Origin of the sequence: Arenibacter algicola (genome assembly GCF_018860365.1) — a bacterium.
Taxonomy (GTDB): Bacteria; Bacteroidota; Bacteroidia; order Flavobacteriales; family Flavobacteriaceae; genus Arenibacter; species Arenibacter algicola_B.
In genome coordinates this window covers 759,249-782,390 of sequence record NZ_JAHKPO010000003.1, presented here as the reverse complement: position 1 = coordinate 782,390, position 23,142 = coordinate 759,249, and the positions used below count along the sequence as shown (strand labels likewise).

The window sequence follows — 23,142 nt, the reverse complement described above, 5'->3', positions numbered from 1 at the left end:
GGTTCATCAATGTTTGAATTTCTTTATGCTACTAATTATTGAATTATAAAGGGCACATGTTTCTTTAATGCGTAGTTCTTTCTAAGGAATTTGGAGTTCAATCTTACGTCCGATATACATAGTGCCGCACCCAGAGCCGACCCCAAGGAGGAATCCGTGGTGCTTAGCTTCATATTTCTTAGATAGTGAGATATAAGTTGAATGTAAACGTCATTATCCGAAAACCCTCCATCTATATATAACTTCTCAATGTTATCCTTCCCACTAACTGTTTTAATACATTCCACTTGTAGCAAAACAAGTTCCACCATTAGTTGATGATAGGCGTGTGCATAGTTTTCGTATGGTATTTTGGTCTTTGGCGGCATATTCCTATCCACAATGCTAGTCCATTTGAACATATGCTCAAAGTTTTCAAGGATCTCCAGGTATATATCGTGATCAAAAGGGACAGTTTTATGAAAATCCACTGGAACCTGAAAATGTTCGGACAGCTTTTTAACTTGCTCCTTGTATTCATTACCAAGAAACAAACTTGAGGCTTTCACTGCCTTACCATTGATCCGCATATAATTGATACAATTTTTATCAATATCCGAATCTTTCAGCGCTTCTTCCGAAAAGGGGTTCATAGCAATGCTCCAGGTGCCTGTGGAAACCAATATAAACTTCTTTTTAACACTGCGTATATAGGGCAATAATGCCGCAGAGCTATCATGTATCCCCACACCTATCTTAATTCGTTTGCCGTTATAGTTCATATTGATACTGGTCTCGGTAGAAACGATCCTGGGTAATATTTTGTCAATCCCTTCTTGATAGACCCAATCGTGATAATCTTTTTTAGTATAATCCCATAGCGCCGTGTGGCAGCCAATGCTGGTATGTTCACTTACCGGTATACCCGTGAAGACAAAACTTAAATATTGGGGCAAATGTAGGGAGTACTTGATTCTTTTATAGATTTCGGGTTTTGTATGTTTCAGCCAGTACAGCTGAATTCCCGAATTCAACAGTCCGGAAACTGGGGAACCCGTAGCTACGGCAAAATCCAGTTCCGGACCATATTTTTCATTAAATGAGTCTATAATATCATGAGGAATCTCCTTGGTATAATTATAAAGTGGTGTTAACACCTCATCATTTTCATCCAAATGCACCAAGCTGGCACCATAGGTCGAAAAATTTATGGAGGTAATATCATACTTTTGGGCATCCAATATCCTGTCAAAAACCTCCTTCAACCATGTTTTTAATCGCTCCAAATCCTCAGTTGGGTAACCATCCTCATCATTAATATTCTCAAAACGCGTATATTCCCTATACACTTCCTGAAAATCCTTATCGAATAGAAAGAATTTTTTATTGGTCTTTCCTATATCGAATACAGCCGTTACTTTCTCTTTCATTTGATTGTATTATAATCCGGAAGCTATGCTGTTTTTACCTCTTACGTTGATCAAATTTTCCCTCACCTTAAGTGAACGATAGGCATTTATGGGAGAAAGTGCCCCACCGCTCTTACGTCTTGCTTCCTGCAACAAAGGTCTTACATCTGTACGATAGGCATTCTGAAGTATCTCCTGACAGCGAACTACGTCATTTTCCATTTGTGCCGTTCTCAATTGGTCCTGATCTATCAAAAGTGCCTTGGCATATGCTTCCTGGATGGCTTCCAAAGATTGGATCAGATCCTCCAAGGGGTCTTTTATATTATGACTGGCATCTATCATCCATGCCGGGTATGGATTTTGGGGATTATTGTTCATCCCATAGACCAATTCGTTAAAAATTAAAAAGAGGGCATAAGGTTTAATACTGCCTACGGTAATATCATCATCCCCGTATTTACTATCATTAAAATGAAAACCGCCCAATTTGCCCTTCATCATCAAAGTGGCAACGATCTGCTCAATGTTGGTATTGGGCAAATGATGTCCCAAATCGACCAAGGTATATGCCTTATCGCCACATTCGTTGGCCAACATGAAGGAGGTTCCCCAATCCTGGATTACGGTACTGTAAAAATTTGGCTCATAGGGTTTGTATTCAATGAACAACTTCCAATCCTCCGGCAAGGCCCTATAGATATCCTTTAGACTGTCCTGGGTATTTTGCAAAGCATTTTGAAAATTGTTCTGTCCCGGAAAATTGGATCCATCGGCCAACCATACCGTAAGACTTTTAGAACCCAATTTGTTGCCTATATCAATAACATCCAAATTGTGCCGGACCGCCTGTTCCCTTATCGCCTTCTCCCTATTGCTCAGCGAACCGAACCTATAGCTTTCCTTTGCGTTTTTTTGATCTTGAAAGGTGTTGGAGTTTACCGCATCAAAAACGATGTTGTGCGAAGTGGCCAACTGCTTTATGGCTTCATAATCTTGAGGTATGTCCCAAGGAATATGCAGGGAAATGGCACCGGCCGTCTGGGTGAGGGCATGTAAAATACCCACGTCATCTATTTTTTGCTCCAATGTGGACGGTTCCCCCTGAAAAGAAAACCTCCCAAATCTGGTTCCACCTGCGCCCAGGGCCCAACTTGGAATTGCTACTTGAAATTCCGCTAATTTATTGATAATATCATGGACATTACAACCATCCTTTACAAGGACATTCGACAAGAAATCGAATTTTTCCTGGTGCGATTTTAAATCCTTTTGGTTCTTTTCCTGTATTTTTTCTTTATCTATTCTCATTATATTCCCAATTAGAATTAGACCTGTCAGAAATTGGTACTCTACCCTGACAGGTCTTAAAAAAAACTAACTCAAACTAACTTACTAACTATCTTACAAATGCATTGGCCATACCGCCATCAACATTTATTATATTGCCCGTAGTCTTATCCAGGATTGCAACACAGGCGAAAACACCGTTGGCAATATCCTCTGGGTAAATAATTTCGTTCAATAAATTTCTTTTGGCGTAATGTGCAGGAAGTTCATCCACGGTAATACCGTAGGCTTTGGCCCTACCTTCGGCCCAATCGCCTTCCCAAATCTTACTGCCCACGATAACCCCGTCCGGGTTTACTGTGTTGACACGGATTTTGTCCCCGCCCAATTCTGCGGCCAATAAGCGGGCCATATGTTGTTGTGCTGCCTTGGCGGTCCCGTATCCCACATTGTTTGGACCGGAAACCAGACCGTTCTTACTGGCTATACTTATAAAATCTCCTCCCAAACCTTGTTTGCGCATTATGGCAACTGCCTGTTTGGCAAGTTCAAACTGACCTTTCACTAGAACATTCTGTAAAATATCCCAATCCTTTTCGGTGGTCTCGTCCAATGGCTTGGAAATGGCAAGTCCTGCACTATGCACTACAATATCCACACCGCCAAACTCCAAACAAGCTTTCTTATAAGCCTCCGCAATAGATTCACTTTTGGTAACATCGCAAACCGCATAACTGGCAGTATCCGACTTATAGGTACCCACGGCCTCCTTCAATCGATCTTCGGCTATATCTGTCAATACCACGTTAGCTCCTTCCTTTGCCAATTTATCAGCAATGGCCTTTCCTATTCCGCCACCTGCTCCGGTAACTAACGCTACTTTTCTGGAAAGGGGCTGTTCTTTCGGCATACGTTGCAATTTAGCCTCCTCTAGTAACCAATATTCAATATCAAAGGCTTCCTGTCTTGGCAAAGAGGTGTATTCCGTTATGGCCTCCGCGCCCCTCATTACGTTTATTGCATTAATATAAAACTCACTGGCAACCCTCGTAGTCTGCTTGTTCTTTGCAAAACTGAACATTCCTATACCCGGGTAAATTATAATAACCGGGTTAGGGTCGCGCATGGCCGGGCTATTGTCCTTTTTACAGGTATCATAATAGTCTTTGTACCCTTGTCTGTAAGCCTCAAAGGCCGGTTCCAGTTTTTTCAATACGGCTTTGTCATCGCTAAGATCCTCATTAGGATCCAGATCCAATACCAAAGGCTGTATTTTGGTCCTAAGAAAGTGATCGGGACAGGAAGTACCCATTGGCGCCAAGCGCGCCAAGTCATTGCTATTGATATACTCCAAGACCACATCACTATCCGAAAAATGTCCTATCATTCTATTTTCGGAAGAACAAAGTCCCCTTAGCAATGGTATTAATTGAGAAGCTTTTTCAGCGCGTTCCTTTTGGGGCAGGCTTTTAACTTTTTGTCCTCCAAAAATGCTGCCTTTTTCTTTAATCTTTTTAGCTATGTACTCTGAAGCCATTTCTATGACCTCCAAGCTGTTCATATAGCACTCATAAGAGGTATCCCCCCAGGTGAAAAGTCCGTGGCTTCCCAAAACAATTCCCCTTATACCGGGATTGTCGTTCAAACATTTTTCCAATTGCAGGCCTAGATCAAATCCTGGTCTTTGCCATGGCACCCAGCCCATGGTATCTCCCCAAATTTCCTTGGTCACCTTTTCACTATCCTTGGCCGCGGCTACCGCTATCAAGGCATCGGGATGCAAATGATCTATATGTTTAAAGGGAAGTAGGCCGTGCAAGGGAGTATCTATGGACGGAGCTTTACTTTCCAGATCGTAGATACAATGATCAAAAAGACCTACCATTCTATCCTCATCCGCAAGACCTCCATAAACGTTTTTCAAGTTTCTTAATCGTTCTGTATATAATCCCGCGATACCGGCCTTGTTCAAAGTACCTATATCCCCACCGGAACCCTTGATCCACATTACCTCTACCTCTTCATTGGTCAGAGGATCCTTTTCAACGGTCTTACAACTGGTATTACCTCCACCATAATTGGTGATTCGAAGATCGGCCCCTAAAATATTGGACCTATAAAGAAACAGTTCTACCTGATCGTCGCCCAGCGCCTCCGCCTTGCTCTCTTCCCAGAGATAATTAACGTATTTAAAATTCTTTACGGAATGATTCATAATTTAATAGCTTCAAAAGTTTTATGATTGCTAAAGTATTGCACAGTTCTCCTGTATGCATCCTGTACTGTACTGCAACCAGTATTTTTTTTTAATTTTTTCAACCTTCCTGAAACCAAAAGAGCTTTATTTTATTAATAAATTTAAAATTAAATAGCTTATTATTGAAGAATAAACAAAAGCGGCAGACTTATTATTTTATATTACCATTATTATAGATTAGCTTAGATATGTTCAAATACCTCAAAATAGATGAAAATTCCAGGATCCCTAAATATAGGCAGCTAGTAGATTCCGTAATCAACAACATTTCCAATGGCAACCTAAAGATCGATGATAAAATTCCTTCCATCAATAGCCTTAGTGAGGAATTTCTGCTTTCACGTGATACGGTTGAAAAAGCATATCAGATATTAAAGGAACGTAAGATAATTACCTCTATTAGGGGAAAAGGCTATTACATAACCAGAACAAAACTTATATCCAAGGTCAATATTCTTTTCCTCATCAATAAGTTGAGCGCCTATAAAATGCGCATTTACAATTCGTTTATAAATACCATAGGGGGCAACTCCCATACGGATCTTCACATTTACCATTGTGACAACTCCCTGTTTGTAAATTTAATAGAGAAGAACATCAACGCATACGATTATTACGTCATTATGCCACATTTTAAGACAGACGATCTTAAACACATTAGTTCTACCGATGAAGCCATTAAGGCCATCAATATGATTCCCAAGAACAAACTAGTTTTGATGGACAATAATAAACTTGAAATTGAAGGGGATTTTATTGAAATCTATCAAGATTTTGAGAATGATATCTATAATGCCCTAAAAGAAGGGTTGCCAAAGATCTCGCGATATGGAAAATTGATTCTGGTCTATCCCGAAAATGCTGTTTATCCTTATCCCAGAAGAATTTTGCACGGCTTTCGTAAATTTTGCGTGGAGCACAAAATAGATTTCGAGGTTCTAGATGAAATTTTTGATGACATCATCCTCAGAAAGGGAGATCTCTTTATTACCATAGAAGAAAACGACTTGGTAAGTTTGGTGAACCAGATCCGGGACAAAGAGTTTATTTTAGGCGTTGAGATAGGGGTTATTTCCTACAACGACACGCCCTTAAAAGAACTGCTCGGAATTACCGTTATTTCTACAGATTTTAAGGTAATGGGGGAAACCGCCTCCAGAATGATCTTGAACAAGGAAAAAGGAAAGATTAAAAACCCGTTTAATTTTATAGACCGGAATTCCATTTAAGACCTTTAAGGAAACTCCCTTATCAAAATCAACAACTAAACTTTCCAATGGACACCGATTGTCTTGAACCACAATTGGTCCTTATAAGCTATGAAGTTACTTCTTATTGCCTTTTAACAGCATACAACAGGATAGTTCCCTAAAATAACCAACGTAAGTTTAACCTTTAATTAGAACTGACCAACAAAGAGTAGGTCTCTTATGGGTATTCAGTTTTTTTTTGGCGGTTCCGGTAAGGCTAACTAAAGCAGGGCCCAAAAACTAAATGTAGGATATATATTTTAAAACTATTCCAAATCAACCAATATGACACATTTCAAAACCTTAGTCTTTTGCTTTTTATCAATCCTTTTTATGGGGTGCAAATCCAAAATGGAAGATAAGTCCAAGCTAAAAGCGACTTCTACCAGACCCAACATAATTTTAATATTGGCGGATGATTATGGTATTATGGACAATCAGGCCTATGCCCAAAAATTTTCTGGAGAAGACGCCTCCAAAATGTATTATGAAACACCCAACATTGACCGATTGGTCCAAGAAGGCACTGCCTTCTCGCAGGGCTATGCCAACCAGTTATGTTCTCCGACCCGAGCAAGTATCATGACGGGAAAATATGCAGGTAGACTTGGTTTTACAACCGCCATGCCCCCGCGTGAAACCTATTACAATCAAAATTTACCGGTCCCTGACGGATATTATGCCCATGATGTATTGGAACATAAAGATAATATTTTGATAGAGCAGGCATTGAACAATGGCACCTCCAATTCCGCAGTACCTACCGGAAATTCTTATGATAAAGGTAAGGACGAACTTTCAATAGCCGAGGCATTAAAGGACTACCACTCTGCCTTTATTGGCAAATGGCACATAGGTGGTTTCGGAGCACAGGGATACCAGCCTGCGGACCAAGGGTTTGAACCCTTGGCCTGGTTCGACGCTGGTGGCTCGGTATATTATGATTGGAAAAAAAGCTGGGATAATAAAGAAAAGAACCGCTTTCCAAAAATGCCACAGGAACATTCGGAAATAGGCGATTCCGGTCAGGAGACCAATGAGGATTACCTAACGGACGACTTGACGGTTCAGGCCCTAAATTACATAGACAAAAGATCAAAACTTAAAGAGCAGCCCTTTTTCCTTTATTTTTCACATTTTGCCATCCACTCCCCCTATCAGGGCAAAGAAAATGAAGTTGCTTATTTTGAGAACAAGCCTACCAAAGGATGGAATGGTCATAAAGATCCAGTCTACGCTTCCATGATAAAAAGTTTGGATAGATCAGTAGGTGAAATTCTAAAAAAACTTCAAGAAACCGGTCTGGACGAAAATACTTTGGTGGTATTCATGTCTGATAACGGAGGTATCGATTCTAAAATCACCCCAAATGGTGAAGGCACGGACAACAGTCCGTTTTTAGGAGGAAAGGCCTGCGTAACCGAAGGTGGAATCCGCGTACCCCTTGTCTTTCGATGGAAAGGAAAGATCAAAGAAGGGCAATGGGTAGACGTACCCGTAGATTGCACCGATATTTATCCCACAATTTTAGAAGCTACGGGTTATGATGCAAAAACTATTGCCAAGACCAACAAGCTTGATGGGGAAAGTGTCCTGCCCCTACTTTCAGACCCCGAAAACAGTAAGAAGGCGTATAGCAAGGAAACCCACTACTGGCACTACCCTTTTAATGTAATTTATAATAGTCCTTACGAGCCATATGCCCTAACACCACATTCTGCAATTCGGGATGGAGATTATAAATTAATATTCGATTGGTATGGTCGGTTTCATCTCTACAATATTAAAGAAGACCCCTTTGAAAAGAACGATTTGGCTTCTACCAAGACTGTATTGCGGGAAGCCTTGTTCAAAAAACTGATGGACTGGCTAAAAATCAATATCGACGAAAGGTACTGGCCAACGGTTAATCCAGATTACAATCCGGTCAATGAGGTCAGGAAAGAGCCTTTCCATGATTTGTTCACCCATTACAAAGAGCAGTAAGTTCTTGGCGGTATTCTAACCAGTAACAGGACAAATGCCATTATTGATAAATTCTAAAAGATATATCAATACTCTTTGGGAACCTTTGACCACAATTATATGGTTCCTTCCCTACTCCAGTTCCACTGCCGCACATGTAATGGCACCAATAAATCATTGGATATATCTTGGAAAAAGACCAGGTATTTTCCATTGCAAAGAATTGATCACTTTGTATATAAACCCAAGTGTCGGTAAAAGATTAGGGTTATTGAATTATTTATTCACTAAAAGTCCTAGGTTGGAGTCCAAAGCCTCCTTCACAAACACCAGTTCAACTAATACATATCCCTTGAACAATACCAACATTATCAGTAAAAAAAATCAATCCTTTCAATATAAAATATACCCGCTGACACATTTAATGTACCATGTTAAAATTTTAACAAATTGGATTATACGCCCAATGTTAAAATTTTAACAGGACAAACCAGCATAGTACAGGACAGTTATGGCTACTTACAAGTATATATTTGAATAATCCCTAGTTATTTCTTAAATAATTACGGATTACTAATTAAACTAAACTAAATAATACAAGATTATGAAAAGAAGAATTTACAGGATTCCCCGGAAATTCCTATTCCTTTTAACTATGCTTTATGGCATTACAATGCTGGCACAAGATGTAACGGTAAGCGGTACTGTGGTATCGGCAGACGATTCGATGGGCTTGCCGGGAGTAAATGTTGTTGTAAAGGGAACAACGACGGGAACAGTAACAGATTTTGACGGAAACTACAGTATTGTTGCCCCCAGCGCGAACAGCACTTTGGTTTTCACTTACATTGGTTTTACAGCCCAAGAAATTCCGATTAACGGAAAAAGCCAATTAGACGTAACCATGGCCGAAGATGCTGCTGCACTTGATGAAGTAGTTGTTGTTGGTTACGGTACCCAGATTAAAAGACAGGTAACAGGTTCGGTGTCTACTATACAGGCCGATGAACTTGCCGATATTCCGGTCTCCCAGATTACCCAAAAAATACAGGGTAGGATTCCAGGGGTTCAGATTAATCAGAGTACGGGAAAACCAGGACAGGGCATGTCCGTACGTATTCGTGGGCAACTATCCGTTTCTGGAGGTAGCGACCCATTGTATGTGGTTGATGGTTTCCCTATTTCCGGAGGGATCAACAATATAAATCCGGATGAAATTCAGGATATTTCTATTTTGAAAGATGCCGCTTCCACTTCTCTTTATGGTTCAAGGGCAGCCAATGGTGTTGTTTTGATTACCACCAAAAGTGGAAAAGCCGGTGAAACAAGTGTAAGTTTAAATGTTTCCACCGGTATGCAGAGCGTTCCTGATAGAGGAAGGATAGAAATGATGGATGCAGTTGAATTCGCCCAATTTAAAAAGGAGTACTATGAGGATCAAGGCGACCCTGTGCCCGATATCTTCCAGAACCCTTCCCAATATGAAGGCCAGACCAATGATTGGTATGATGCTATGCTCAGAACTGCTCCAATGACCAATTACAATCTTACCATTACTTCCAACAAAGAAAAGTTGCGAACCTCTGTGATTCTAGGCTTTTTTGACCAGGAAGGTGTGGTCTTAAGTTCAGATTATAAGCGATATTCATTAAGGGCAAATTTAGATTACAGCTTATCGGACAAGGTCCGGATTGGAGTGAATATAGCACCAAATTACATTATAGACAATATTCCAAGAACAGATGGTAGCAGGGGTACAGGACTTCTTTTCAATGCCTTGCACACTTGGCCCATCATGCCTATTTATAATGAGGACGGTACCAGAACGGAATTCAACCGTTTTCCGGCTAATACTGGTAACATCTTCTCTTATGCCAACTGGCTCAATTCTGCCGAAAGGATTCAGGACGGCACTAAAGAGGTCAACCTATTGTCCAATGCGTATATTGAATATGAACCAATAGAAGGGCTTACCATTAAATCCAGTTTAAATGCTGAATTGTACAATGAACAATATGAATACTTCAGTCCAACCAATGCCACCTATGCCATTAACCGTCCTATACCGACGAATAATGAGGCAGTTTGGGACGATAGGACAACTTTTTCTTGGTTGAACGAAAACACGGTCAATTATAACAAAAGCATTGGTGACCATACTTTCTCTCTATTGGGAGGTTTTACTTACCAAAAATATCGAATGGACCGCAATAGGGTTGCGGCAAGTGATTTTGCAGATGATAGATTACCCAATATTCAGGGAGCCGCAAACATTAATAGAGGTGGCACTTTTGACCAGGTACAGGAATGGAGCTTAGTGTCCTTTCTTTCTAGGCTTACGTACAATTACAAAGGGAAATATCTATTGACAGGCTCTATTCGTAGTGATGGATCGTCAAGATTCGGTTCCGATAATAGATGGGGTACCTTTCCATCAGTATCCGCTGGTTGGATCGCTTCCGACGAAGCTTTTCTAGAAAATGTGGAATCCATTTCACTTCTCAAACTTCGGGCAAGTTATGGTGTTACCGGGAACAATAATATAGGTAACTATACCCAATACGCTTTGATCGACAATACTGTGAACGCTGTATTTGGAAACGATTTTGCACCAGGTTCTGCTGTTAATTCACTCTCCAATTCCAATTTGGGATGGGAAACCACAAAACAGTTCGATATTGGATTGGACTTAAGCTTATTTGGTGACAGGGTATCCTTAGTTTATGACTATTATACCAAGAACACGACAAATCTATTGTACAATGTGCAGGTTCCAAGGGAATCAGGCTTTACCAACTTTAGTGACAACATTGGTGAAATAAAGTTCTGGGGTCATGAATTTGGTATAAACACTGTTAATACCACAGGTAAATTCAGATGGACCACCAACGCCAATATATCCTTCAACCGAAATGAGGTAGTAGCACTGGCTGACGGTATTGACAGGGTCTATGGTCCAGGTGGATGGCACATTACCAAAGTAGGAGAACCTTTTGGCCAATTTTATGGGCATCTATCCGATGGGGTTTACCTAAACCAGCAAGACTTGGACAGCTCGCCCCAAGTTCCGGGACGTTCTACGGTGGGAAGTATTAAATTATTGGATGTTAATGGTGATGGCATAATCACAAATGGAGGAGATTTCGACGACCGTGCCATTATGGGTAGTCCATTTCCCGATTTCAACTATGGTATAACCAATACCATTAACTATGGTAATATAGATTTCTCTGTTGTAGGTACAGGATCTTATGGCAATGAATTGCTTGTTAGACATTTGTACAGTACAACCAACTTGGATGGGGTATTCAATCTTTTAAAAGATGTTGAAAACCGTTTTAGATCAGTTGAGAATCCTGGTGATGGCTTTTATGGAACTACTGTAGGTGGTGGTAATGTTACCGGTATTGAAAGAGACTGGATAAATGACCGTTTTGTAGCGGATGCCTCCTACTTCAATATCCGTAATATAACTTTAGGGTATACTATTCCAAAAATGGACAAGTATTTCAAGTCTGCCCGAGTATATGGATCAATTCAAAACGTACACATATTCACTAAATATTGGGGTGGACCAAACCCAGAAATTAGTGTACAGAACAATGGAGAGGGAGATGGTGGAAACCTTGCCTCCGGGGTAGATATTTCAGGATATCCAGTACCACGTATATTTAGTTTAGGTTTAAATTTAAACTTCTAAATCGAAAACTATTATGTCAAAAATTATTTCACTTTCGACAAATTTTAAAACTGAAAAAATGAAAAAAATATTCTATTTAATCGCAGCAATGTTAGGTTTTCTGGCAAGCAGTTGTGACAAGGAATTAACGATTTTCCCAGAAGACTCGTTAAGTGTACCCACTTTCTTTAAAACGGAAGAGGATTTTACACAAGCTATCAATGGGACCTATGTTCCCCTACGAAACATCAACAATGCATCCAAACCCTATTTGGCCGAGATGCACTCGGACAATACCTATTATGCACGTAACACCGCATTCGGGGCTACGGACAACCAAGAGGATATTGCCGACCATTCCATACCAAGCGATGGAGGTATAACTGCAAACTCCCATGTAAACAATGTATATGTTGGTTATTTTGAAGTTATTGCTAGGGCAAATCAGATTTTGGCAACCATAGATGAGGCTGAAATCGATGAAGCTGTGAAAGCAAACGTAAAGGGACAAGCACTTTTTTTAAGAGCCTATTCCTATTTTGACTTGGCGCAGTTTTTTGGTAGCGTACCTATGCATCTTGAACCGGTAGTAGACCGTGAAGGAGCAGCCTTACCGCTTGCTTCGGAAGATGAGCTTTATGGACAGATTATAGAGGATGCCAAAGCGGCCATTCCCTTATTGCCCCTTAAATCCCAACAACAGCCTGGTAGGGCAACCTCTGGTGCCGCTCAAACACTTTTAGGAAATGTTTATGTAGTGCGCAAGCAATGGCTAGAGGCCGAAACGGTCCTACAAGCAGTTGTAGACAGTGAGGAATACATGCTAATGCCCAATTATGAAGATGCCTTTTCCGGGAATAGCGACAATAAAAACAATATGGAGTCTGTATTTGAAATCCAATATCGTGAGGGTGCAGACGGACTTAACGGAAGTTTTTTATACAACTTTCTACCAAGACCACTTACTGCGGAAGAAGTTGGTTTAATAACAGGGACCTCCAATCCACAGCCACTTAACGGGGAAGGTAACAATATACCTACTCCTGATATTATTGAGGCTTATGAAGCTGGGGATTTAAGGAAAGATGCTTCAATAATGTACATCACCGCCAGCGAAAGTTTTTGGGAAGATGGTAATTATCCGATTATTAAGAAGTATGTGGAGCCACACGCTTTAAATGGAAACCATGGAATGAACTGGCCAGTGTATCGTTATTCGGAAGTATTATTATTATTGGCCGAAGCACTCGAAGAACAGAGCAAGGCCGGTGCCGATACCTACTTAAAGGAGGTGCGTGACCGTGCCGGATTAGAGGATTATACCGGGGATTTAGGAGAAGCTATATTTAACGAAAGAAGGGTAGAACTTGCTTTTGAGAACAAAAGATGGTTCGATTTGGTAAGAACTGGTCGCGCCATAGACGTCATAACCGCTCATGGAAATAGAATAAAGGCCAATCCAATTGACTATTACTACCCTGTGGGTGCAGAACCAAGAGGTAATGCTTTTACCAACATTTCTGTACGATATGCACTTCCGGCCTCAGAATCGTCATTAAATCCTAATTTCTAATTATATTAGGCACATAATTAAAAAAATAAAGATAATGACCAGACTAATTGCCGTACTTATTTTTTCAATGCTTTTGTCCGTTTCTTGCGATGATACCAAGAAAATGGAAAACGCAAGTGGCCCAGAGCTTCCACCAAAATTGGCGAAGCTCAAATTACAGCCCGGCTTTGAGGCGGAACACCTTTATAGTCCCGCCGATAACGATCAGGGTTCATGGGTGGCCATGGCCTTCGACAACAAGGATCGACTGATCACTGCGGATCAATACGGTGCACTATATCGTCTGGAGCTTCCTGCGATTGGGTCTGATGTGCTGACTCCAAAGATTGAAAAACTGAGAATACAAACAGGGGAGGCCGTGGCCGATTCTATCATTCAAATGGGTTATGCCCAGGGATTGCTCTACGCTTTCAATAGTCTATATGTAATGGTGAATCATCGCGGTGATGATGAATTCGAGAAGAGCAGTGGACTCTATCGTTTGCAGGATACGGATAACGATGACCAATATGACAAGATCACCCAGTTAAAGGCATTGAACGGTGCAGGTGAGCACGGCCCACATAGTATTGTTCTGAGTCCTGACGGAGAGTCTTTATACGTTATTGCTGGAAATCATACCGATCTTCCTGAAATGGATACTTATCGTCTGCCAAAGGTTTGGCAGGACGACAACCTTTTCCCCCAAGTAAAGGATCCCCGCGGCCATGCCAATGACCGCGGTGCTCCAGGGGGCTGGATAGCAAAAATAGACCCGGAAGGAAAGAACTGGGAATTGATCAGTGCCGGTTTCAGAAATCCATTTGACCTGGACTTTAACGATGAAGGGGACATGTTCGTATACGATTCCGATATGGAATGGGATTTGGGCATGCCATGGTACCGTCCTACCCGTATCTGCCATGTTACCAGTGGTAGCGAATTTGGTTGGAGAACGGGGAACGGAAAATGGTCCCCGGCTTATCCCGACAACCTTCCTCCTATCGTAAATATTGGACAGGGATCTCCTACCAATGTGGTTTACGGAAGAGGGGCGAAGTTTCCGGAAAAATACCAAAAGAGCATTTATGCCTTCGATTGGAGTTTTGGTATCATTTATGCCATTCACCTAAAGGCCAATGGATCTTCCTATGATGGGGAGAGGGAGGAATTTTTATCAGGGATCCCGCTTCCTTTAACGGATGGGGTTATAGGTCCTGATGGTGCCATGTATTTCATGACCGGAGGGCGTAGATTGGATTCCGATCTTTACAGAGTACACTATACCGGAAACGAAGCTGTAACAGCTGCCAACAAGGCATCCGAACTTACCGAAGGGAATAAGATAAGAAGACAGTTAGAAGAATATCATACAGGTCCTAAGAGTGGCGCGGTCGACTTTGCATGGCCGTATCTGAACAACTCGGACCGGTTTATCCAATATGCGGCGCGTATTGCTGTGGAGCACCAACCAGTCAAGGAATGGCAGGGCAAGGTGCTTTCCGAAAAGGACCCAATTACCTTGGCGCAGGGAATTATAGCCCTAGCCAGACATGGGAATAAATCACAGCAAGACCAGATGCTCAATGCCCTTTTGGGAGTTGATTACTCCAAGCTTACACCCCAACAACAAGTGGACCAGTTACGCGCTTTTGAGCTTACTTTGTCCCGATTTGGGGTACCTGCGGCATCTGTCAAGAACAAGGTCATCGGTTATCTTTCGCCACAATATCCGGCAACTACAGATGTCTTGAACCAAATGCTCAGCAAAACCTTGGCATACCTGGACGACCCAACCGTGGCAAGCAAAACATTGGCACTATTGGAATCGAAAACAGGAGAAAATGTGGATGTGATGGCCAATACGGCCACAGAGGCTTCGGATCTTATTTTAAGAAATCCACAATATGGAATGGATATAGCCCTTACTTTGAAAAATATGCCTCCTGCGCAGCACACTTATTACGGCATGGTGTTGGAGGATGTAGACAAGGGATGGACCCAAGAACTTCGTGAAAAGTATTTCAAGTGGTTCAACAAGGCCTTTTCCTTTAAGGCAGGAAGAAGCTATATCGGTTTCATAGACAAGGCCAGGAAAAAAGCGCTGACCCATGTACCTAAAGATCAGTATGATTTTTACGATAAAATGTCGGGCGCCGAACTGTTGTCCAGCTCAGGGAACGATTTGGCCGTTTCAACCGTACAGCCCAAAGGTCCACGTCACAATTGGAAAGTAGAGGACATAGAACCATTATTGGCCGATGGCCTTAAAGGGAGGGATTTTGAGTACGGTAAAAGCATGTTTGCAGCTACAACTTGTATCACTTGTCATTCCATGCAGGGAGAAGGAGAGAATATTGGCCCGGACCTTACGCAATTGGGGACCCGTTTTTCACCCCAGGATATACTCAAGGCCATTATTGAACCGAACGATGTAATTTCGGACCAATATAACACCACGGTGTACACCTTGAAGGACGGAAAATCAATCGCTGGACGATTGATGAACGAGACCGAGCAAAATTATATCGTCTCGCAAAACCCATATGCACCGGATCAAACGCGTGAGATCCCTAAGGACCAAGTGGTGAACGCCAAGCTGTCCAGCATTTCATGGATGCCCCCGGGAACCATCAATAGACTAAATGCTGATGAAGTTAAAGACCTTTTGGCCTATTTGGTATCTGGAGGAAATCCAGAAAATCCCATATATGCAGAAAAGGAAGCCAATAATTAAGAATGGCCAAAACAATTAAAGGAATTGACCTATTCAGGTTAAAAAGACCTGCACCGTTTATGTTAAGTTTATTTAACATAAACGGTGCATCGTTTTTGATAAACGCGGTCTTTTTATTGATAAGTGCCTTACTATTTGCACAACCGAAACATTTAAAATTTACCAAACAACAGGTTGCTTCCGAAAGCTACGAAACAGTAAGCGTGTTCGATGTGGACAATGACAAGCTTGTCGATATTGTTTCCGGGGCCTATTGGTACAAGGGACCCGATTTTAAAACAAGGCATTACATTGGTTCGGCAAAAAGATACGGGGAATACTATGACGATTTTTCTACCATTCCGATCGATGCGAATGGAGACGGCCTTAAGGACTTCGTAACCGGTGGCTGGTTCGGGAAACAATTAGTTTGGAAACAAAACCCTGGTGATGGTGGTGAATGGCAGGAACATCTGATAGCCGAAGCGGGTAACATAGAGAGCAGCCGTTCTTGGGATTTGGATGGAGACGGTATCGTGGAAATAATTCCCAATACTCCCAATGACTCTTTGGTAATTTATAGATTGCTGTTGGATGGCAACAAAAAAGGCACAGGAATATTCAGCAAACACTCCATTTTAGGTCCGCACGGACATGGCCTTGGGTTTGGTGATATAAACGGCGACGGACTTACAGATATTATTGTATCCAAAGGTTGGTTGCAAGCACCCGAGAATACCTTTACAGGGGAATGGAAATTACATCAGGAATTTGAATTGGGGACGGCAAGCGTTCCAATGATTGTTGCCGATGTGAACAAGGATGGCCTTTCGGACCTTATTGTTGGCCAAGGACATGATTACGGCCTATTTTGGTACGAACAAAAACCCGCAACCAAAAAACAAAAATCCAAATGGACAAAGCATGCCATTGACCCCTATAATTCACAGTACCACAGTATGGAATGGACCGATATTGATCAGGATGGGGAAAATGAGCTGGTAACAGGTAAGCGTTACCGTGCCCATAATGGAAAAGACCCAGGCGGTAACGATGACCTTGGACTTTATTATTTCAAGTGGAACGGGGAGAATTTTAGTAAACAAGTTATTGATTATGGCCCCTATGGCCATGGAAAGGGAACCGGAGTCTATTTCAGTGTTTCGGATGTGGACAATAACGGAATGAAAGATATTATAGTGGCCGGAAAAGATGGCCTTAACATTTATTACAACGAACCTAATAAACAATAAATCATGAATTTGAAAAGAACTTTTAAGCCACATATATTAGTGCTGCTTGCCATTGTAGGCCTACAGTCCTGCAAGGAAAAAAAAGAAGATAAACCACAGCAGGAAGTGGCAGCGGCCACAACAGAACAGGACGGATTTGTACAAATATTTGACGGCAAGACACTTGACAACTGGGAAGGAGATCCCAATTATTGGAGGGTAGAGAACGGTAATCTTGTGGGTGAAGTAACCCCCACAACCTTATTGAAGAACAATACCTTTATTATTTATCAAGGCGGACAACCGGCAGATTTTGAACTGAAGCTAGAATTCCGCATAGCGGAAGCAGGGAACAGTGGTATAAATTACCGCAGTGAAAAAGTGGATACCATTCCTTTTGCGTTACGTGGTTATCAAGCCGATATAGATGGAAAAATAAGGTATACCGGGCAGAACTATGAAGAGAAAAAGCGTACTACTTTGGCCTATAGAGGCGAAAAGGCCAGAATAAGGTCCCAAGAAAATCCTGATACTCCAGGTTCTTTACGGGCCAATGTAGCAAAGAATGCCTGGCAGAGTAGGGAGATTTTGGAATCACTTGGAGATTCGGACGAACTAAAGACCAAGATCAAAAGTGAAGATTGGAACGAAGCCCACCTTATCATCAAAGGGAACAAATTACAGCATTACATTAATGGCGTCCTAATGAGCGAGGTAATCGACGATGATACCGTTAACAGAACATCCTCAGGGTATTTAGGGGTTCAGGTGCATGTAGGGCCACCAATGAAGGTGGAATATAGAAATATAAAATTGAAGAACTTATAACATTTAAAATTTCTTCTTTTAAGAAGATCGATGCCTGACCGTCAATTGTTGGGTAGTGTTTAAGCATAAAAAGTTAACTCTTGGAAAAAGGGGTGAAAATCAAAATTTTCACCCCTTTTTTATGGTCTATAGGCAATCAACTCCCCCACTCCAACCTCAAATTAAAATTAATTTTCGCTGCGGACAGGACAGAACAGGATAGGTAATGGACATATAAAGATTAAGTTTGATAAAGTCTATTTCAATTGGAGTAATTCCATTTTTTTTTAAAAACTGGAGTATCATTTCCAATCCATTGAAAAACTACTTTTTCTTTTGAAGTTAGACTTGATAAATCTTAATTTATGAACCAAATAACTATGGGCAAATCATATCTGCCGATTAACAACAAAAAACACGGATTGATGAAAATAAGAATTATTGTTGTAATACTCCTTTTCGTTTGCGCTCTTCCGTTAAAAGCGCAAAAAACAACACAAGAACAGCAAACCAAAAAACCCAACATCATCTTCATTTTAACGGATGACCAACGTTTTGATGCCTTGGGCTATGCAGGCAACAAACTCATATCCACACCGGAAATGGACAAGTTGGCCGAGGAAGGTACTTATTTCAAGAATGCCATTGTAACCACCCCTATCTGTGCCGCCAGTAGGGCAAGCATATTGACCGGCCTATATGAGCGTACCCATAGCTTTAATTTCCAGACGGGAAATATTCGAGATTCCTACATGGCAGACTCCTATCCGACCATCTTGAAAAAAAACGGATACTACACCGGCTTTTATGGCAAGTACGGTGTTCGGTATGACCAGCTGGACCAGCAGTTCGATGTTTATGAATCCTATGACCGGAATGGTGCCTATCCTGATAGAAGAGGATATTATTATAAGACCTTGGGCAAAGATACGGTGCACCTTACACGATATACGGGTCAACAAGCTATAGATTTTATTGCCGATGCCAATACTGACAAACCATTTTGCCTCTCGTTGAGCTTTAGTGCGCCCCATGCCCATGACAATGCTGTAGATCAATATTTTTGGCAACCTGAATCCGATGCGTTACTTCAGAACATGGATATGCCCGGACCAGAACTGGGGGAAGACAAATACTTTGAAGCCCAACCGAAGTTTGTTCGTGACGGATTTAATCGTTTACGCTGGACATGGCGTTACGACACTCCTGAAAAATACCAACATAGCGTAAAGGGCTATTACAGGATGATTTCGGGTATTGACCGTGAAATTGCCAAGATCAGGGAAGAACTAAGGAAAAAAGGGCTCGATAAGAACACGGTAATCATTTTAATGGGGGATAATGGTTATTTCCTGGGAGAGCGTCAGCTTGCCGGAAAATGGTTGTTATATGACAATTCCATACGGGTGCCCTTAATTGTATTCGACCCACGCTTAAAAAAACAGAAGGACAACGATGCCTTGGCATTGAACGTTGATGTTCCATCCACCATTCTAGATTTGGCAGGTTTGGAACAACCCAAGGGATGGCAGGGCAAAAGCCTAATGCCGATCATTAAAAATCCCAAAACCGATTTTGAGCGCGATACCATTTTGATAGAACATCTATGGGAATTTGAAAATATTCCCCCTAGTGAAGGGGTACGGACCCAAGATTGGAAATACTTCCGCTATGTAAACGATCAGTCCTATGAGGAACTCTATAACTTAAAAGACGACCCAAAGGAGATCAACAACCTGGCGAAAGATCCAAAATATGCCTCTAAACTTGAATCCTTTCGTAAGAAAACGAACAGCCTTATACTTGAACTTTCCGACGATTATTCCAAAGGACCCTCCAATTTAATTGTTGAATGGATAAGAAACACAGCTGGGGTTAGCATTATTGATCCCAAGCCGGAATACGGCTGGGTGGTACCGGAAGGCGCTGTTACCCAATCCGCCTATCAGATATTGGTAGCCTCATCCGAAGAAAAAATAAATAACAACATAGGTGATATTTGGAACAGTGGACAAATAAGGACCAATGCCTCTACCGAAATAGAACACGAAGGAACCCAACTAAAAAGTGGGGAGACCTACTACTGGAAAGTACGTATTTGGGACCAGGACAATCGACTTTCAAGATATTCCAAAACACAACCGTTTACTATGGGCAGTCCCAAAGCAACAATAACAACACCGAACGGATTTCAAATAGATAAAATAAAACCGGTCCTATTCGAAAAAAGAGGTGACACCTATTTTGTAGATTTTGGAAAAGCGGCTTTCGCAACCATTGATTTTACCTATAAGGCCAAAACCGATCATACCCTTACTTTCCGAATCGGAGAACAGTTGGAGGGAGCTAACATTAACAGGAAACCTTTTGAAAAAAGCCATATCAGGTATCAAGAAATCAAGGTAGCGGTGACGCCCAAACAAACCCAATATCAACTTCAGATTAAACCGGACAAAAGAAACACCCTGCCGGGCAAAGCACTTCCTTTACCAGAAGGCTTCCCGGTCTTAATGCCTTTCCGATACGCAGAAGTGGAAGGGGCACAAGAACCCTTGACCTCTGAAAATTTTACACAACTTGCCTATCACAGTTATTGGGAGGAAGGTTCCAGTAGTTTTAGCAGTTCCAATGATATTTTGAATCAAGTTTGGGATTTATGTAAGTACTCCATCAAGGCCACTACTTTTAACGGACTATACGTAGATGGGGACCGTGAGCGGATTCCATATGAGGCCGACGCCTATTTGAACCAATTGAGCCATTATACTACCGATAGAGAATATGCCATAGCCAGACAGACCATTGAATATTTTATGGAACATCCTACATGGCCTACCGAATGGCAACAGCATGTGGCACTAATGTTTTATGCCGATTATATGTATACGGGCAATATTGAACTCATACAGAAATACTACGATCAATTAAAATATAAAACCCTTTATGAGCTCGCCAACGAAGATGGCCTGATAACCTCTACCAAGATGACCCCGGAATTAATGGCCAATCTTGGATTTCCAAAGACCATGAAGGAAACCTTTAGGGATATAGTGGATTGGCCCTCTGCAGGCTGGGGCGGAGATCCCAACAACAAAGGAGAACGCGACGGTTACGTATTTAAGGATTTCAATACCGTAGTGAATGCATTTTACTACCAGAACATGAAAATAATGGCCGAATTTGCCAAGGTTCTGGGCAAAACACAAGAAGCATTGGATTTTAAATTAAGGGCATTGAAGGCGAAGAAGGCATTCAATGAAAAGATGTTCGATGCCAAAAGGGGAATTTACATTGATGGGATCGGTACGGACCACGCCTCCTTACATGCCAACATGATGCCCTTGGCATTCAATATGGTTCCCGAGGAACATATAGGCTCGGTAGTTGAGTTTGTAAAATCGAGGGGAATGGCCTGTAGTGTATATGGTTCCCAATATTTAATGGATGGCCTATACAACGCGGGCGCGGAAGATTATGCCCTAGATCTATTGACCGATACCAGTGACAGAAGTTGGTACAATATGATTCGTATCGGCTCTACCATCACCTTGGAAGCCTGGGATTTAAAGTATAAGAATAATCTGGATTGGAACCATGCATGGGGGGCGGTCCCTGCCAACGCCATTCCGCGTGGACTTTGGGGAATTCAACCCAAAACCCCAGGTTTTGGCATAGCGTCCATTAAACCACAGATGGGCGATTTAAAGAATAGCAGTATTGAGGTCCCCACCATTAAAGGAACCATTAAAGCAAGCTATACCTACGCGAATCCTAGATTGCAATTGTATACCATTGAAATCCCCGCCAATATGGTCGCGGAATTTGAAATGGCCCCCGCACCAGGAAAAGAGTTAATGCACAACGGGAAGAAAGTTGCGTCGGCCTTTGGTTCGGTTAGGCTGGAGCCTGGTAAACATGAGATAAAATTGGTGATCAATTCATTTTAGACAAATGATCAATTCTACTTGGAATTACAAAGAACCATGAAGTTTAATATAGTATTATATCTTTTTGTTCTGTTTGCCATTAGTGGATCTACGTTATATGCACCGGCTGCCGATCCTTACATATCAATTTCTAATGAAGAAATTGCGCTCGTAGTCTCTGAAACCGACTATAATTCCAAGCAATATACCTCAGAAATTGAAAATGGATATAGCTCTATAGAATTAGGTATCCCAACAATTAATCCACCAGGTGGGAGAGTGGCCATTGTCGCCGATGGCAACTCGCCAGACCCGGATGACCTTGGCGGAACTGCAGTTTCAATTGCTTTACTACGGGCTTCGGGGCTGGAAAATAGATTGGTTCATTATTCACACAGTTGTGATCTGGTACGTGACAACAGGATTTCAGAAGCGGCTGAAAAGGAAAGACATGCATTGATGCAAGCTGCCTGTGATGTAACCGCTAGACGCTGGGGTGGTTTTGATGGACTAACTTTCTTGGATGCAAAATGGCAAAAAGAGAAAACCGTTAAGGATCTGAGTGCAGCCATTAATGCTTCTTCCAAAGAAGATCCCTTATGGATTATTGAAGCTGGTGAGCCGGATATTATTGGAATGGCATTGGCAGCATCGAAAAAATCCAAACACAAATATGTAAAAGTGATAACACATCACCCGGCAAATGATGATGCCGGTGATTTTTATACGTGGCAGCAAATATTGGATTTTGGGGTTGAAGAAGTTCGCATCCCGGACCAAAACACCAACTTAAAAGTAGCATTACCGGAATGGGATTGGGCAAAAAACCACCCGGATCCTAGAGTGCAATGGGTCTGGATTCAAGGAAAAATTGCAGAGGTTGACGATGTCGTTACATTTCAAAAAGGAAAGTGGGACTGTTCAGATGCCGGTATGGTATTGTATTGGATTACAGGGGCCACCAATGGCGGTCTTACTTTGGGCACCGTTAATGATATTAAAAAAATATTGTTGTACTTTATTGAAAATTCCAAAGATCGTTGAACAAACATTACCTTATAACCCTAATATATTAGCAAT

At 41.6% G+C, this 23,142-nt stretch carries 12 protein-coding genes; 9 read left to right on the top strand and 3 right to left on the bottom strand.

Going from position 1 to position 23,142, the window contains the following annotated elements:
• Positions 1-35: 35 nt before the first annotated feature.
• The 3 genes from KO529_RS05085 to KO529_RS05075 all read right to left on the bottom strand — a co-directional run bounded on the left by KO529_RS05085 (position 36) and on the right by KO529_RS05075 (position 4,893).
• On the bottom strand, positions 36-1,409 hold the full coding sequence (locus KO529_RS05085; protein ID WP_215946813.1) for an FGGY-family carbohydrate kinase: 1,374 nt from the start codon (positions 1,407-1,409) through the stop codon (positions 36-38).
• A gap of 9 nt (positions 1,410-1,418) precedes the next feature.
• Positions 1,419-2,699, bottom strand: coding sequence for a TIM barrel protein (locus tag KO529_RS05080; protein WP_215946812.1), 1,281 nt, complete (start codon positions 2,697-2,699; stop codon positions 1,419-1,421).
• Positions 2,700-2,787: 88 nt separating this feature from the next.
• Positions 2,788-4,893 carry a bifunctional aldolase/short-chain dehydrogenase gene (locus KO529_RS05075; RefSeq protein ID WP_215946811.1) on the bottom strand — a complete coding sequence of 702 codons (2,106 nt, stop codon included), beginning with the start codon at positions 4,891-4,893 and terminating at the stop codon, positions 2,788-2,790.
• Between the two features lie 230 nt (positions 4,894-5,123).
• Between KO529_RS05075 and KO529_RS05070 the strand changes: the two genes are divergently transcribed.
• The 9 genes from KO529_RS05070 (at position 5,124) to KO529_RS05030 (ending at position 23,106) form a co-directional block, all read left to right on the top strand.
• Entirely contained in the window at positions 5,124-6,164 is a 1,041-nt protein-coding gene (locus tag KO529_RS05070; RefSeq protein WP_215946810.1) for a GntR family transcriptional regulator, read from the top strand.
• Between the two features lie 306 nt (positions 6,165-6,470).
• Complete coding sequence (locus KO529_RS05065) at positions 6,471-8,171, top strand: sulfatase (protein ID WP_215946809.1); 1,701 nt, start codon at positions 6,471-6,473, stop codon at positions 8,169-8,171.
• 583 nt (positions 8,172-8,754) lie between these two features.
• The gene (locus KO529_RS05060; RefSeq protein WP_252734304.1) at positions 8,755-11,850 is read left to right on the top strand and encodes a SusC/RagA family TonB-linked outer membrane protein; all 3,096 of its coding nucleotides are present in this window, start codon (positions 8,755-8,757) and stop codon (positions 11,848-11,850) included.
• A gap of 58 nt (positions 11,851-11,908) precedes the next feature.
• The gene (locus KO529_RS05055; RefSeq protein WP_252734303.1) at positions 11,909-13,402 is read left to right on the top strand and encodes a RagB/SusD family nutrient uptake outer membrane protein; all 1,494 of its coding nucleotides are present in this window, start codon (positions 11,909-11,911) and stop codon (positions 13,400-13,402) included.
• 34 nt (positions 13,403-13,436) lie between these two features.
• Positions 13,437-16,118, top strand: coding sequence for a c-type cytochrome (locus KO529_RS05050; RefSeq protein ID WP_215946808.1), 2,682 nt, complete (start codon positions 13,437-13,439; stop codon positions 16,116-16,118).
• A gap of 2 nt (positions 16,119-16,120) precedes the next feature.
• A complete protein-coding gene (locus tag KO529_RS05045; RefSeq protein WP_215946807.1) occupies positions 16,121-17,350 on the top strand; it encodes an FG-GAP repeat domain-containing protein in 1,230 nt (409 codons plus the stop codon).
• A gap of 3 nt (positions 17,351-17,353) precedes the next feature.
• On the top strand, positions 17,354-18,157 hold the full coding sequence (locus KO529_RS05040; protein WP_215946806.1) for a 3-keto-disaccharide hydrolase: 804 nt from the start codon (positions 17,354-17,356) through the stop codon (positions 18,155-18,157).
• 344 nt (positions 18,158-18,501) lie between these two features.
• Positions 18,502-22,083 (top strand): sulfatase-like hydrolase/transferase, encoded by a 3,582-nt coding sequence (locus tag KO529_RS05035; RefSeq protein ID WP_252734302.1) that lies wholly within the window; start codon positions 18,502-18,504, stop codon positions 22,081-22,083.
• A gap of 36 nt (positions 22,084-22,119) precedes the next feature.
• Positions 22,120-23,106, top strand: a complete 987-nt coding sequence (locus KO529_RS05030; protein WP_215946805.1) for a hypothetical protein — start codon at positions 22,120-22,122, stop codon at positions 23,104-23,106.
• The last annotated feature ends 36 nt before the right edge of the window (positions 23,107-23,142 follow it).